The organism is Cellulomonas sp., from assembly GCF_017744555.1.
Taxonomy (GTDB): Bacteria; Actinomycetota; Actinomycetes; order Actinomycetales; family Cellulomonadaceae; genus Cellulomonas.
This window is the reverse complement of the sequence record NZ_JAGIBD010000016.1, coordinates 81,115-94,279: the sequence shown is the minus strand read 5'-3', so window position 1 is coordinate 94,279 and position 13,165 is coordinate 81,115. Positions and strand designations below refer to the sequence as shown.

Annotated in this window: 11 protein-coding genes, 1 tRNA gene and 1 other RNA gene; 8 read left to right on the top strand and 5 right to left on the bottom strand. The window is 73.1% G+C overall.

All coding sequences use genetic code 11. The features are described 5' to 3' along the window. Both J7523_RS12200 and J7523_RS12195 read left to right on the top strand, forming a co-directional pair. Positions 1-529, top strand: a 529-nt coding sequence (locus J7523_RS12200; RefSeq protein WP_291886736.1) for a hypothetical protein, incomplete at its 5' end; no start/stop codon positions are given. Beyond that, positions 529-3,357 carry a sulfide/dihydroorotate dehydrogenase-like FAD/NAD-binding protein gene (locus J7523_RS12195; protein ID WP_291886732.1) on the top strand — a complete coding sequence of 943 codons (2,829 nt, stop codon included), beginning with the start codon at positions 529-531 and terminating at the stop codon, positions 3,355-3,357. The genes J7523_RS12200 and J7523_RS12195, both read left to right, overlap by 1 nt. Before the next feature lie 51 nt (positions 3,358-3,408). On the opposite strand, the gene J7523_RS12190 is transcribed toward J7523_RS12195, so the two are convergent. The 4 genes from J7523_RS12190 to J7523_RS12175 all read right to left on the bottom strand — a co-directional run bounded on the left by J7523_RS12190 (position 3,409) and on the right by J7523_RS12175 (position 6,314). Continuing rightward, positions 3,409-3,753: a NifB/NifX family molybdenum-iron cluster-binding protein gene (locus J7523_RS12190; protein WP_291886729.1), complete on the bottom strand. Its 345-nt coding sequence runs from the start codon at positions 3,751-3,753 to the stop codon at positions 3,409-3,411. Between the two features lie 144 nt (positions 3,754-3,897). Further along, positions 3,898-3,982, bottom strand: a tRNA-Ser gene (locus J7523_RS12185). A gap of 53 nt (positions 3,983-4,035) precedes the next feature. Further along, the gene (locus tag J7523_RS12180; RefSeq protein WP_291886725.1) at positions 4,036-4,665 is read right to left on the bottom strand and encodes a DUF2510 domain-containing protein; all 630 of its coding nucleotides are present in this window, start codon (positions 4,663-4,665) and stop codon (positions 4,036-4,038) included. A gap of 86 nt (positions 4,666-4,751) precedes the next feature. Then, entirely contained in the window at positions 4,752-6,314 is a 1,563-nt protein-coding gene (locus J7523_RS12175) for an NAD(P)/FAD-dependent oxidoreductase (RefSeq protein WP_291886723.1), read from the bottom strand. 105 nt (positions 6,315-6,419) lie between these two features. Between J7523_RS12175 and J7523_RS12170 the strand changes: the two genes are divergently transcribed. After that, positions 6,420-6,785, top strand: a complete 366-nt coding sequence (locus J7523_RS12170) for a VOC family protein (protein WP_291886720.1) — start codon at positions 6,420-6,422, stop codon at positions 6,783-6,785. Here J7523_RS12170 and sthA read toward each other — a convergent pair whose 3' ends face one another. Further along, positions 6,786-8,255 carry a Si-specific NAD(P)(+) transhydrogenase gene (sthA, locus tag J7523_RS12165; protein ID WP_291886717.1) on the bottom strand — a complete coding sequence of 490 codons (1,470 nt, stop codon included), beginning with the start codon at positions 8,253-8,255 and terminating at the stop codon, positions 6,786-6,788. It abuts the gene before it with no gap. A gap of 149 nt (positions 8,256-8,404) precedes the next feature. Between sthA and J7523_RS12160 the strand changes: the two genes are divergently transcribed. The 5 genes from J7523_RS12160 (at position 8,405) to J7523_RS12140 (ending at position 13,151) form a co-directional block, all read left to right on the top strand. After that, positions 8,405-9,886 carry a S1 family peptidase gene (locus J7523_RS12160; protein ID WP_291886714.1) on the top strand — a complete coding sequence of 494 codons (1,482 nt, stop codon included), beginning with the start codon at positions 8,405-8,407 and terminating at the stop codon, positions 9,884-9,886. 95 nt (positions 9,887-9,981) lie between these two features. Then, positions 9,982-10,737, top strand: coding sequence for an AAA family ATPase (locus J7523_RS12155; RefSeq protein WP_291886712.1), 756 nt, complete (start codon positions 9,982-9,984; stop codon positions 10,735-10,737). 20 nt (positions 10,738-10,757) lie between these two features. Continuing rightward, an RNA gene (ffs, locus tag J7523_RS12150) (signal recognition particle sRNA small type) lies at positions 10,758-10,854 on the top strand. A gap of 165 nt (positions 10,855-11,019) precedes the next feature. Continuing rightward, on the top strand, positions 11,020-11,796 hold the full coding sequence (locus J7523_RS12145) for an ABC transporter ATP-binding protein (protein ID WP_291886710.1): 777 nt from the start codon (positions 11,020-11,022) through the stop codon (positions 11,794-11,796). After that, positions 11,793-13,151: an FtsX-like permease family protein gene (locus tag J7523_RS12140; protein WP_291886707.1), complete on the top strand. Its 1,359-nt coding sequence runs from the start codon at positions 11,793-11,795 to the stop codon at positions 13,149-13,151. Before J7523_RS12145 ends, J7523_RS12140 begins: the two co-directional genes overlap by 4 nt. The last annotated feature ends 14 nt before the right edge of the window (positions 13,152-13,165 follow it).

Genomic DNA, 13,165 nt, shown 5'->3' with positions numbered 1-13,165 from the left:
AGTCCGCTGCGTGCGCTTGATCAACGCCTTCGGGCGCGAGTTCCGCCACGCGATCGTCTCGGGCGACCTCGAGCGGCGCTCGGCGGCGGCGCTGCTCGACCCCAAGGCACAAGTCTCCTGGCCGAAATTTCCGCCGCTTGCGGGCAAACCGTGGCCTGCACGGCTCAAGCAGATCGCCGCGGCGATGGCCGAGCTGGCCGCGTCGTCGGCAGCCCCGCCGAGCACGCCGGCGCTCTCGTTCGGCGGCGCCCCGGCGGCTGCGCCCGCGCCCGCACCGGCCGCCGCGACGACGGTCGGAGACCGGCCGATCTGGCTGGACCCCGCCGACGAGGCGAAGTGCAACGACTGCGGCACCTGCTACCAGGAGCTCCCGGCGCTGTTCGAGAGAACCACGATCGTGGTCGACGGGCAGGCGAAGGTCGTGGGCCACATGAAGGAGGGTGCGCTCGACGGCTTCGTGGTCACACCCGACATCGCCCAGCGGATCGCCCGGGTCAAGGCCAACTGCGACGCGGAGTCGATCCACTGATGAGCACCGAGGCCACCGCACGCACGACCGACCAGGACGACGTCCTGCGCTGGGTCGGCGCCCGTCACGCGCTCGACGCGACGCGCGAGGAGGTGGAGGCCCTCGACGCGACGCGGGGGGTCTCCACCTTCCGGAACCAGCTCGACCTGCTCGAGCGCCGGCTCGTCGCCGACCCGCGCACGTTCCGCGACCTGTTCATCGCGGACGGCATGGCGGCCGTCGCCTGGGAGTTCCGGCAGCCCGAGCTCGGCCGCGACTTCGTCCTGCGCCTGTGGGACATGCTCCTGCGGGACGACGACGTGTCGACCGTGCTCATGCGGTTCGTCTGGGACCTGCCCCTCGGCAAGAAGCGTCTGTTCACGAGGGCGGTCGACGCCCACCTGTCCGACCGCTACCCGATGCTCCGGGGCATCTCGCACGACTGGCCGGCGGGCAACACCATCCCGCCGTACGTCCGCGAGGCCGACGAGCGCGCCGACGACTTCGACCTCGTGAGCAAGGGCTACCTCGGCTACATGGATCTCGGGTTCACCCGGAGGGACGTCGACCTGCTCGTGTGGCTCGAGGCGATCCGCGACAAGCAGTGCGCCGACGCGCCCTGCGAGCTCGGCGTGTTCCTCGAGGCCCACAAGCCGCCGAAGTTCGGCTGCCCGGTGAAGATCCACATCCCCACGATGATGGAGCTGATCGGCACCGGGCGGTTCCAGGAGGCGCTCGAGCTGCTGCACTCGTGCAACCCGCTGCCGAACGTCACCGGCCGCGTGTGCCCGCAGGAGCTCCAGTGCCAGGCGGCCTGCCTGCACAAGACGTCGATGCAGATCGGCCAGCTCGAGTGGTTCCTGCCGGAGCGCGACAAGCTCGTCAACCCGGGCGGAGACGCGGCACGGTTCGCCTCGTTCCCGAACCCGTGGACCATGGCGGCCAAGCCGCCGGTGGCGATCGTGGGGTCGGGCCCGTCGGGCCTCATCAACGCCTACCTCCTGGCCGCCGAGGGCTTCCCGGTCACAGTGTTCGAGGCGTTCCACGAGCTCGGCGGCGTGCTCCGCTACGGCATCCCCGAGTTCCGGCTGCCGAACGAGCTCATCGACGATGTGGTGCGCAAGATCCGCCTCCTCGGCGGCCGCTTCGTCACGAACTTCGTCGTCGGCAAGACGGCCTCGCTGCAGGACCTGCGCGACGCGGGCTTCTGGAAGATCTTCGTCGGCACCGGCGCGGGCCTCCCGATGTTCATGAACGTGCCGGGCGAGCACCTGCTCAACGTGATGTCCGCGAACGAGTTCCTCACGCGCGTCAACCTCATGCACGCCAACCAGGACGACCAGGAGACGCCGCTGCCGTTCGTGCAGGGCAAGAAGGTCCTCGTCATCGGCGGCGGCAACACCGCGATGGACGCGGCCCGCACGTCGCGACGCCTCGGCGGCGACGTGACGATCGTGTACCGGCGCACCCGCGCCGAGATGCCGGCCCGTCTCGAGGAGCTCGAGCACGCGCTCGAGGAGGGCATCCACCTGCTCCCGCTGCGCGGGCCGTCGGAGTTCCTCGGCGACGGCGCCACCGGCTTCGTCAAGGCGGCGACGCTCGACGTCATGGAGCTCGGCGAGCCGGACGCGTCGGGCCGACGGCGTCCGATGTCGACGGGCGAGACCGAGCAGATCGAGGCCGACCTGGTGATCATGGCGCTCGGCAACTCGTCGAACCCCATCATCAAGGACTCCGAGCCACGCATCGAGACGTCGAGGTGGGGCACGCTCAACCTCGCCGCGGCCGGGTCGCAGCAGACGACGCTCGCCGGCGTGTACTCGGGCGGCGACGCCACCCGCGGCGGGTCCACCGCGATCAACGCGGCCGGCGACGGCCAGGCAGCGGCGCGCGAGATCCTCGCCGAGGTCGACGTGCCGCTCGCGGACGTTCGCCGGATGGTCGAGGACGCCGAGAAGTACACCGACATGGCGGCGTCCGACGCGGTGATCCTCGCCAAGCGGAACCTCTCGCCCGGCATCGAGGAGTTCGTGGTCCGGGCGCCGGTCGTCGCGAGGTCGGCGCAAGCGGGCCAGTTCGTCCGGGTGCACACGCGGGAGGGCGGCGAGCTCATCCCGCTCACCCTCGCGGACTGGGACGCCGAGGCGGGCACGGTCTGCCTCGTCGTGCAGGCGGTGGGCGTCAGCTCGGCCGAGATGAACGCGATGTCGCCGGGCGACGTCCTCGCGGGCATCGCCGGTCCGCTCGGCCGCCCGTCGGAGCTGCACCGCTACGCGGACGACGAGACCGTGGTCTTCACGGCCGGCGGGCTGGGCCTGCCCCCGGTGCACCCGATCATGCGCGCACACCTGCGGCTGGGGAACCACGTCACGCTCATCGCCGGGTTCCGGACCAAGGACCTCATGTTCTGGACGGCCGACGGTGAGCGAGTGGCGGACCTCCAGGCGGAGTTCGGCGACCGGCTCGACGTGGTCTACGCGACGAACGACGGCTCGTACGGGGTCGAGGGCTTCGTCACGAAGCCGCTGCAGGAGATGCTCGAGGCCGGCCGGAAGATCGCCGAGGTCGTCACCATCGGCCCGCCGATGATGATGCGCGGGGTCTCCGACCTCACCCGGCCGTACGGCGTGCGCACGGTCGCGTCGCTGAACTCGATCATGGTCGACGCGACGGGCATGTGCGGTGCGTGCATGGTGCCGGTGGTGATCGACGGCACCCTGGTCCGCAAGCACGCGTGCATCGACGGCCCTGAGATCGACTCGCACCTCATCGACTGGGACAAGTTCCTGCCACGGTTCGGCTTGTTCACGGCCCAGGAGCAGGCGGCCCGGGAGCGGCACGGACTGTAAGGCACCTCGCGTCGGCGCCGGCGGGTTCCTCCCGCCGGCGCCGACGCCCACTCACGCCTCTGCCGCAGCCACCGCCACCGCGCGCGGGTCACCGGACGCGCTCGTGACCGCCCGGATCCCCATGGTGCCGAGCATGCGCTGCATCGGCGGACCCATGTGCCCGGTGGCGACGACCTGCACGCCGTTCTCGCGGAGGAACCGCACGACGCGTGCGTGGTGCGAGCCCTCCGTGCCCTCGTCGTGCGCCAGGTCCCAGCGGACGTCGTGCTCGACCCAGTCGGTGACGGCACCGCCGTCGACGGTCGCGATCGCGACCCGCTGCGCGCGGCCCCACCCCCCGCCGACCTCTGCCGGCTGAGCCGGACCGACCAGGGACAGGGCGACGACGGTGCTCACGCGCCCATCGTCCCGCGTGCCACGACGCCGGAGGCAGGACGACAGGCCCACCTCGGCTGGGCGCGCTCGGCCGGACATGGCGCAGGACCGGGACGACGAAGGGCCCGTGACCGCATCGCTGCGGTCGCGGGCCCCTCGGTTGCGCGGAGGATGGGGGATTCGAACCCCCGAGGGCTTTCACCCAACACGCTTTCCAAGCGTGCGCCATAGGCCACTAGGCGAATCCTCCCGGCCGACCGAGGATACCCGACCGGACGCGCTGGACCGAATGTGATGGAGGCGTCACTCGTCCCAGTCGACGTACACCTGGTGCTGCAGCGCGCTGTCGACCTCGAGCGTGACGACCGCGGGCGTCGTCGCGCCGTCGTCCCAGAGCGCGGTGCCGGTGCAGGTGAGCACGGGCGCGAGCCCGCCGGTCGCCGGGCGCTGCACGGTCGTTCGACGGTCGTCGGTGACGGTGAGGTCGGACATCGACGTGAGCGGGACGTCGGTGCCGCTGACCTGGGCCCGCGACAGGGCGACGGCCTCGGCGGCGACGGACTCGCACGTCACGGTCCGCAGGTCGGCCAGCTCGGCCTTGACGCGCTGGTTGAGGAACACCGGGATCGCGATGGCGGCGAGGATGCCGACGACGAACAGGCCGCCGACCACGCAGCCGACGACGATCAGCGCAACCTTCAACGGGCTCCGCGAGGCGACCGGAGCGGGTGGGACCCCCCACGCGGGGGCGAAGCCGCCGGGCGCGGCGGCCGGGCCGAAGCCGGCGGGCACTGCCGTGGCGACCGGAGCCGGCGCGGGCGTGGGGGCCTGCGTGCCAGGGCCCACGTGCTCCGTCCACCGCTGCCCGTCGTACCAGCGGGTCGTCGTGGGGTTCTCAGGGTCCGGGTACCACCCGGGCGGGACGGCGGTCATCGCAGGCTCCTGTGTCGGTGGGTGGCTCCGACCTGCATCGGCATCCGCGGTCCCGGCCTGAAGCCCGTCGGGCCGTCCCTCGGGTGTCAGCGGTCCTGCGTGGACTCCAGCACCGCCATCGCCGCGGACCTCCCGGGGATCCCACTGACGCCGCCGCCCCGTCGGGCACCCGCACCGCACAGCAGGACGCGCTCGTGCGCGGTCGCGACGCCCCACCGGCCGGCCGGGGTGGTCGGCTCGTCGTCCTCGAGCCACGGCCACTGCAGGTCGCGGTGGAAGATGTGGCCCCCGGGCAGCGCGACCTCCCGTTCGAGGTCGACCGGTGTGCGGACCTCCAGGCACGGGCGCCCGTCCGCGTCGAGCGCCAGGCAGTCCTCGATCGGCTCGGCGAGCACGGAGTCGAGCGACCGCAGGGTCGCGGCGAGCGCTGCGGCTCGTGCCCCCTCGGGGTCGGTGCGGAACAGGCGTGCGGGCATGTGCAGCCCGAAGAGCGTGAGCGTGTGGTGGCCCGTCGCCCGCAGGTCGGGCCCGAGGATCGACGGGTCGGTGAGGGTGTGGCAGTAGATCTCGGCCGGCGGCAGCGTCGGGACCCGGCCGGCGGCCGCCTGCGCGTACGCGGTCGCCAGCTGCTCGGACGACTCGTTGACGTGGAACGTGCCGGCGAACGCTGTGCTCGGGTCCACCGCCGCGTCACGGAGGCGGGGCAGCCGGCGCAGCACCATGTTGACCTTGAGCTGACTGCCCTCGGGCCCGTCGTCGGGCTCGCGCCCGAGGAGGCCGTCGAGCACGTGCGGGGCGGCGTTGACCAGCACGTGGGTCCCGCCGACCGCGTGCGAGGCCCCGTCGTCGTCGGTCCACGCGACCTCGCCGGCCCCCGGGTCGATCGCGTGCACGGTGGCCCGGGTCCGCAGGTCGGCGCCCGCCGCGCGGGCCGCGTCCGTCAGGGCCTCGACGACGGCGCCCATGCCGCCCACGGGGACGTCCCAGTCGCCCGTGCCGCCGCCGATCACGTGGTAGAGGAAGCAGCGGTTCTGTACCAGGGTCGGGTCGTGGGCGTCCGCGAAGGTCCCGATGAGCGCGTCGGTGAGGACCACGCCCCGCACGACGTCGTGCGCGAACGTGCGCTCGACGAGCTCCCCGAGCGGTGCGTGCAGGTCCGCCCACCACCGCTCCCCGACGGCGGCACGCGCCTGCGCCCGGGTCGGCAGCGGCCCCGTGACGGTCGGGAACACGGCCTGCGCCAGCGCGTGGGTGCGGGCGCCGAACTCGTGCCAGGCGCGGTGGTCCTCCGCCGCACCGACACTGCCGAACGACCGCTCGGTCGCGTCGAGGTCGCCGGTGTCGACGAGCAGGCCGCGGGTCGGGTCGCTGGAGAGCGGCGTGTACGACGCGACGCGTCGCCGCCGCAGCTCCAGCGCGAGCCCGAGCTCGTCGCGGACCGCGCGCGGCAGGAGCGACACGAGGTAGGAGTACCGGGACAGCCGGGCGTCGACGCTGCGGAAGACACGGCGCGACCCGGTGGCGCCGCCGAGGTGGTCGGCGCGCTCGAGCACCAGCACGCTGCGGCCGGCACGGGCGAGGTAGGCCGCAGCGGTCAGCCCGTTGTGGCCGCCGCCGACGACGACCGCGTCGTAGCGGGTCCGTTCCACGCAGTCACGGTAGGGCTCCCGGTGCCCGTGTGGGCGGTCGGTCCTAGCCTGCCGATGTCCGGGCCCGCCATCCCGGTGCGGCCCACGAGTCGAGGGAGCAACGCCATGCCGCACGGCGACATCACGCACATCGACATCCCCGCGGACGACCTGGATCGCGCGAAGGCGTTCTACAGCGGCCTGTTCGGCTGGGACATCAACGAGGTGCCCGGCTTCGAGGGCTACCCCATGTGGCAGGCCCCGAACAAGATCAGCGGCGGCGGCTTCGGGCTGCGCGACGGCAACCTGCAGGTGCCGCGCAGCTACGTCGAGGTCGACTCGATCGACGACGCGCTCGCGCGCGTCACCGAGCTCGGCGGGAAGACCGTCCAGGGCAAGCAGGAGATCTCCCCGACGAGCTGGTGGGCCGTGTTCGAGGATTCGGAGGGCAACCAGCTGGGCCTGTACGAGGGGACGACGGACGCGGGCTGATCACACCTCGCTGAACCGGGCGACGGCGCGGATCTTGTTCGTCGCGTCGAGCGCGGCCACCTTGTACGCCTCGGACAGCGTCGGGTAGTTGAGGACGGTGTCGACGAGGTAGTCGATCGTGCCGCCGCAGGCCATGATCGCCTGCCCGATGTGCACGAGGTCGGTGGCCGAGGTCCCGAAGATGTGCACGCCGAGCAGCTCGCGGGTGTCCACGTGGACGAGCAGCTTGAGCATGCCGTAGGAGTCGCCGACGATCTGGCCGCGCGCGAGCTCCCGGTACCGGGCGACGCCGACCTCGTACGGCACGGAGTCGCGCGTGAGCTCGTCCTCGGTCCGGCCGCAGTAGGAGATCTCGGGGATCGTGTAGATCCCGATGGGCTGGATGCCGGCGAGCTCGCGGGCGGGCTCGTCGAACGCGCGGTACGCGGCGAGCCGGCCTTGGTCCATCGACGTCGCGGCGAGGGCGGGGAACCCGATGACGTCGCCGACGGCGAAGATGTGCGGCTGCGCCGTGCGGTACTCGTCGTCGACGTGGATGCGGCCGCGGTTGTCGGCCTCGAGCCCGGCGGCGGCGAGGTCGAGCGTCGCGGTCTGGCCCTGCCGGCCGGCGGAGTACATGACGGTGTCGGCGGCGATCTTCTTGCCGGACGCGAGGCGCGTGACGGTGCCGCGGGGGCTGGAGTCGACGCCGGCGACCTCCTCGCCGAGCCGGAACGACACGGACAGGTCGCGCAGGTGGAACTTCAGCGACTCGACGACCTCGGGGTCGCACATCTCGAGCATCGTGGGCCGCTTGTCGATGATCGTGACGCGCGTGCCGAGCGCGGCGAACATGGAGGCGTACTCGATGCCGATGATCCCGGCGCCGACCACGACCATCGACCCGGGCACGCGGTCGAGCGCGAGCACGCCGTCGGAGTCGACGACGGTCCGCTCGTCGAACTGCACGGTGTCGGGGCGGTGCGGGCGTGAGCCGGTGGCGATGACGACGAACTGCGACGTGAACCGGGAACGGCGCCCGTCGACGTCGGTGACCTCGATGGTGTGCGGGTCGACGAACGCGGCGGCGCCGTTGTGGATGTCGACGTGGTTGCGCAGCAGCTGGGCGCGGACGACCTCGATCTCACGGCCGATGACGTGCTGGGTGCGGGCGAACAGGTCCTCGATGGTGATGTCGCTCTTGACGCGGTAGGACGCGCCGTACACCTCGCGCTGCGCCATGCCCGTGAGGTACATGACGGCCTCGCGCAGCGTCTTGGACGGGATGGTGCCGGTGTTCACGGAGACGCCGCCCATCATGTGCCGGCGCTCGATGACGGCGACGCGGCGGCCGAGCTTGGCGGCGGCGATGGCGGCCTTCTGCCCGCCGGGGCCGGAGCCGATGGCGACGAGGTCGTAGTCGTACCGGGGGTCGGGCGGCGGTGGCTGCTCGTCGCGGTCGGGCTCGTCGGGGATGCCGTCGGTGGCCATGTTCGCAGTCTGGCCCGGTGCGACGCGCCCGGCAGCCCCGCGGGCGAACTCGTGTCGGCGGAACCCCTGTCGCTCGGACCGTACCGACGGGTAGCATCCGTGACCGAGACGATGACAACAGTCATCGTCCGGATTAACGGAGAGGTGACATGAGACGCATGCGTGAGATGGCCGCCGTCACGATCGGTCTGGCCGCAGCACTGGTCCTCACCCCCACCGCCGGCTGGTCCGCGTCGCACCCCGACGTCGACGCACCCGGACCCGTGACCGCCGCGAAGGTGCCCGCCGGCGTCATCGGCGCGCTCCAGCGCGACCTCGGGCTCTCGAAGGCCGCCGCGAGCGAGCGGCTCGCCTTCCAGGCCGGCGCCGCCGACGTCGAGCGCACCCTCGAGGCGCGCCTCGGCGCCGACTACGCCGGCGCCTGGTTCGACACCACCAAGAACGTCCTGCACGTCGGCGTCGTCGACGCTGCCGACGCGCCCGCGGTCCGCGCCGCCGGGGCGCACCCGGTCGTCGCCCGTCACACGCTCGCCGCCCTCGACGCCTGGAAGACCGGCCTCGACACCGCCCTCGCCCCCGTCGCCGCCGCCGTGCCGTCCTGGTACGTCGACGTCACCACCAACACCGTCGTCGTCAACGCGACCGCGGGCGCCGTCGCCCAGGTCCGTGACCTCGCCGCCGCCGCCGGGGTCCCCGCCGACGCCGTCCAGGTCGTCGAGACCACCGAGGCGCCCCGCACGTTCATCGACGTCGTCGGCGGCAACGCCTACAACATCAACAACCAGTACCGCTGCTCGGTCGGCTTCGCGGTCAACGGCGGGTTCGTCACCGCCGGGCACTGCGGCACCACCGGGTCGTCCACGACCAACCCGTCCGGCACGTTCGCGGGGTCGAGCTTCCCCGGCAACGACTACGCGTGGGTGCGCGTCGCCGCGGGCAACACCCCCGTCGGCGGCGTGAACAACTACAGCGGGGGCAGGGTCGCCGTCGCCGGGTCCACGCAGGCCGCGGTCGGCGCCTCGGTGTGCCGCTCGGGCTCCACCAGCGGGTGGCACTGCGGGACCATCCAGGCGTTCAACGCCACCGTCAACTACGCCGAGGGCAGCGTCTCGGGCCTCATCCGCACCAACGTGTGCGCCGAGCCCGGCGACTCCGGCGGCTCGCTCGTCGCCGGCAACCAGGCGCAGGGCATGACGTCGGGCGGGTCCGGCAACTGCACGTCCGGCGGCACCACGTACTTCCAGCCCGTCAACGAGGCGCTCGGCGCGTTCGGGCTCACCCTCGTGACCTCCACGGGCGGCGGGGGCGGTGGTGGTGGCACGTGCACCGGCTACGCCCGCACGTACACGGGCACACTCTCGTCCGGCCAGTCCGTGACGCAGCCGACCGGCAGCTACGTGACCGTCAACGCGAGCGGGACCATCCGCCTCTGCCTCGCGGGCCCGAGCGGCACCGACTTCGACCTGTACCTGCAGAAGTGGACCGGGTCGGCCTGGTCGAGCGTCGCGTCGGCGACGACGGCCAGCAACAACGAGTCGATCACCTACAGCGGGACGTCCGGCTACTACCGGTACGGCGTCTACGCGTACTCCGGCTCGGGCGCCTACACCCTGGGTGCCACGACGCCGTGACCCGGCGATAGCCCCACCGACCGGCGAGGGTCCTGCACCGTAGGGGGGTGCAGGACCCTCGTCATGCCTGGACTCCCGTGCGGACCGCGCGGTACATGTCGACCGTGCCCGCGTCGTCGTCGCCCACGCCCGCGTTCTCCTCGTACCCGCTGCGCCGCGTGTCGTGGTCGGGCGACGAGGTGCCGCCCGGCGCCTGGTGGGCCCGCGTGCCCGTCGTCGAGCAGGTGCTCCGGGAGGGGTGGGAGCCCGCGCAGCTCAACGTGCTGGTGGGGGAGAACGGCGCCGGGAAGTCGACGCTCGTCGAGGCCGTCGCGATCGCGTTCGGCCTGGGTGCCGAGGGCGGTTCCACCGGCTCGAGGCACTCGACCCGGCCGACCGAGCCGGGCCTCGCCGAGTGCCTCCGGCTCGGCCGCGGGGCAGGGGCGCCGCGCGGCGGGTTCTTCCTGCGCGCCGAGACGATGCACTCGTTCTACACGTACCTCGAGGACCACCCCGGTGGCGCCGACCCCGTGTTCCACGAGATGTCGCACGGCGAGTCGTTCCTCAGCCTCGTTGGCGACCGCATGTGGCGTCGCGGCCTGTACGTGCTCGACGAGCCCGAGTCGGCGCTGTCGTTCACCGGCTGCCTCGCGCTCGTCGCGCACCTGCACCACATGGTCACGACGACCGACGCGCAGGTGGTCCTCGCGACGCACTCGCCGATCCTCGCGGCCCTTCCCGGGGCCACCGTGTGGGAGGTCGGGGAGTGGGGCATGCGGGAGTGCGCGTGGGAGGACCTCGACCTCGTGATCCACTGGCGGGGCTTCCTCGACGACCCCCGGCGGTACCTGCGGCACGTCCTGGAGGACTGACCGGTTGGGTTAGGCTTGCGGCAGACCCCTCGTGCGGCGTCATCTCGCTGAACTCCCCCAGGGCCGGAAGGCAGCAAGGGCAGGTGAGCTCTGGCGGGTGTGCGGGGGGTCCTTTTCATGCGTCCGTGACGAGCGTCCCGGGGTTCGGTCGGTACGCCGCGCTGGTTCCCGTGGGCGGACGGCCGGCCGCCGCGTGTACGACCCCGGTCGGACGTTCCTCGTTCCGCAGACACGACCCGCGGCCGACGCGGTGCCTGCCCGCCGGGCTCCAGGCTGGTCACCATGACGACGACCCCCCTCGCCGGCCCCGACCGCCTCACGGCCCGCGGCCTGGTCAAGCGCTTCGGCCCGACCACCGCGCTCGCGGGCGTCGACGTGACCCTGCGGCCCGGCGAGTCGCTGTCCGTGATGGGGCCGTCCGGCTCCGGCAAGTCGACGCTGCTGCACTGCCTGGCCGGCATCCTGCAGCCCGACGCGGGCTCGGTCGTCCTGCAGCCGGCGTCCGGCGCCCCGCTCGACCTCGGGTCGCTGGGGGAGCGGCGCCGCTCGCTCGTGCGACGGCAGCACTTCGGGTTCGTCTTCCAGTTCGGGCAGCTCCTGTCCGAGCTCACCGCGCTCGAGAACGTCGCGTTGCCGTCGATGCTGCTCGGTGCGACCCGTGCCGACGCCGAGCTGACCGCGAGCGGCTGGCTCAGCCGGCTCGGGCTCGACGGCATGGGCGACCGCCGGCCCGGCGAGCTCTCCGGCGGCCAGGCGCAGCGCGTCGCCGTCGCCCGCGCGCTCGTCACGAGGCCCGCGGTCGTGTTCGCCGACGAGCCGACCGGCGCCCTCGACCAGGCCACCGGCTACGACGTCATGCGGCTGCTCACCGAGACCACGCGGGCCGCCGGTGCCTCGCTCGTGGTCGTCACGCACGACGCCGACGTCGCCGCCTGGTGCGAGCGGCGCATCACCGTGCGCGACGGGCTCGTGGTGGACGAGGCGCGACGCGCAGGGGGCGCCGCGACCGTCCCCGCTGGTGCAGGCACGTCCGTGCACGGCTCGGCGGACCCGCGATGAGGACGGTCCGCGCGCTGTCGCCGCTGCTGCGCCGGGCGGGTGGGCGGGACGCCCGGATCACCACGGCGCTCGCCTGCACCGCGTTCGCGGTCGTGACCGCGCTGGCGCTCAGCGTGGCCGGCGGGCTGCTCGCGTTCCAGGCGCGCGCCGCGGAGCCCGTGCCGAGCGGCGGTCACGTGTTCGGCTACCTGTACGTGTCGCTCGCGTGGACGGCGCTGGCCCTGCTCGTGGTCCCGCTGATCACGCTCGGTGGCGCCGCTGCCCGGCTCGGCGTCTCGCGCCGCGACGCCCGGCTGTCCGCGCTGCGGCTGATCGGCGTCACGCCCCGCGAGGTCGTCGGGCTCACGCTCGTCGAAACCGCGTGGCAGGGGCTCGTCGGTGCCGTCGCCGGGTGCGTGCTGTACGTGCTGCTCATCCCGTTCTGGACGCTGTTCGTGTTCCAGGACCGGCCGTTCACGTTCGGCGAGCTCTGGGTCGGGCCCCTCGTGCTGGCCGGCGCGCTCGTGGTGATCCCGCTGCTCGCCGCCGGGTCGGGCGCCGTCTCGCTGCGGCAGGTCGTCGTGTCGCCGCTCGGCGTCTCCCGGCGGGTCCGGGCACCCGGGCTGCGGGCGGTGCGGGTGCTCGTCGCGGGAGTGCTGATGATCGGGTTCATCGTCGTGAGCATCGCGATGCGCAGCTTCGGTGCCGTGGCCATCGGCGTCCTGCTCGGGTCGTTCGGGGCGGCGTTCCTCGCGCTCAACGCGATCGGGCCGTGGGTGCTGCGGCAGTTCGGCGGACGACGGCTGCGCGCCGCCCGGACGCCCGAGCAGCTGCTGGCCGCCCGCCGGCTGCTCGACGACCCGAAGGCGGCCTGGCGGGTCGTCGGCGGGCTCGGTCTCGCCGGGTTCGTCGCCGGCGCCCTGGCGGTCGTCCCGGTGCTCGCGGCCGCCCAGGCCGAACGCGACGCGACCTCCGAGATCATCGGCCACGACCTCACGACCGGCGGCCTGCTCACGCTGTCGCTGACGTTCGTCGTCGCCGCCGTGTCCGCGGGCATCACACAGGCCGCGTCCGTGCTCGACCGGCGCCGTGAGTACGCGTTGCAGCACCTCGCGGGCCTGCCGTCCGACCTGCTCGACCGCGTGCGCCGCCGCGAGGTGCTCGGTCCGCTCGTCCTCGTGTCCGTCGGCTCCGCGGCGCTCGCCCTCGTGATGCTCTCGCCGCTGTTCGGCCTCCTCGCGCTGCGGTCCATGACCGGCCCGCTGCTCCTCGTCGGGTGCCTCGCGCTCGGCTGCGTCCTGGTGCTGGCCGCCACCGAGGCGTCCCGGCCGCTGCTGCGGTCGGTGCTCGCCGACACCGTGGTGCGCGCCGACTGACGCGTGCCACCCGC

Excerpts from the sequence above, each read along its gene's own strand:
- J7523_RS12195 (WP_291886732.1), top strand. The coding sequence starts at position 529 with ATGAGCACCGAGGCCACCGCACGCACGACCGACCAGGACGACGTCCTG.
- J7523_RS12180 (WP_291886725.1), bottom strand. The coding sequence starts at position 4,665 with ATGACCGCCGTCCCGCCCGGGTGGTACCCGGACCCTGAGAACCCCACG.
- J7523_RS12160 (WP_291886714.1), top strand. The coding sequence starts at position 8,405 with ATGAGACGCATGCGTGAGATGGCCGCCGTCACGATCGGTCTGGCCGCA.
- J7523_RS12155 (WP_291886712.1), top strand. The coding sequence starts at position 9,982 with ATGTCGACCGTGCCCGCGTCGTCGTCGCCCACGCCCGCGTTCTCCTCG.
- sthA (WP_291886717.1), bottom strand. The coding sequence starts at position 8,255 with ATGGCCACCGACGGCATCCCCGACGAGCCCGACCGCGACGAGCAGCCA.
- J7523_RS12145 (WP_291886710.1), top strand. The coding sequence starts at position 11,020 with ATGACGACGACCCCCCTCGCCGGCCCCGACCGCCTCACGGCCCGCGGC.
- J7523_RS12140 (WP_291886707.1), top strand. The coding sequence starts at position 11,793 with ATGAGGACGGTCCGCGCGCTGTCGCCGCTGCTGCGCCGGGCGGGTGGG.
- J7523_RS12170 (WP_291886720.1), top strand. The coding sequence starts at position 6,420 with ATGCCGCACGGCGACATCACGCACATCGACATCCCCGCGGACGACCTG.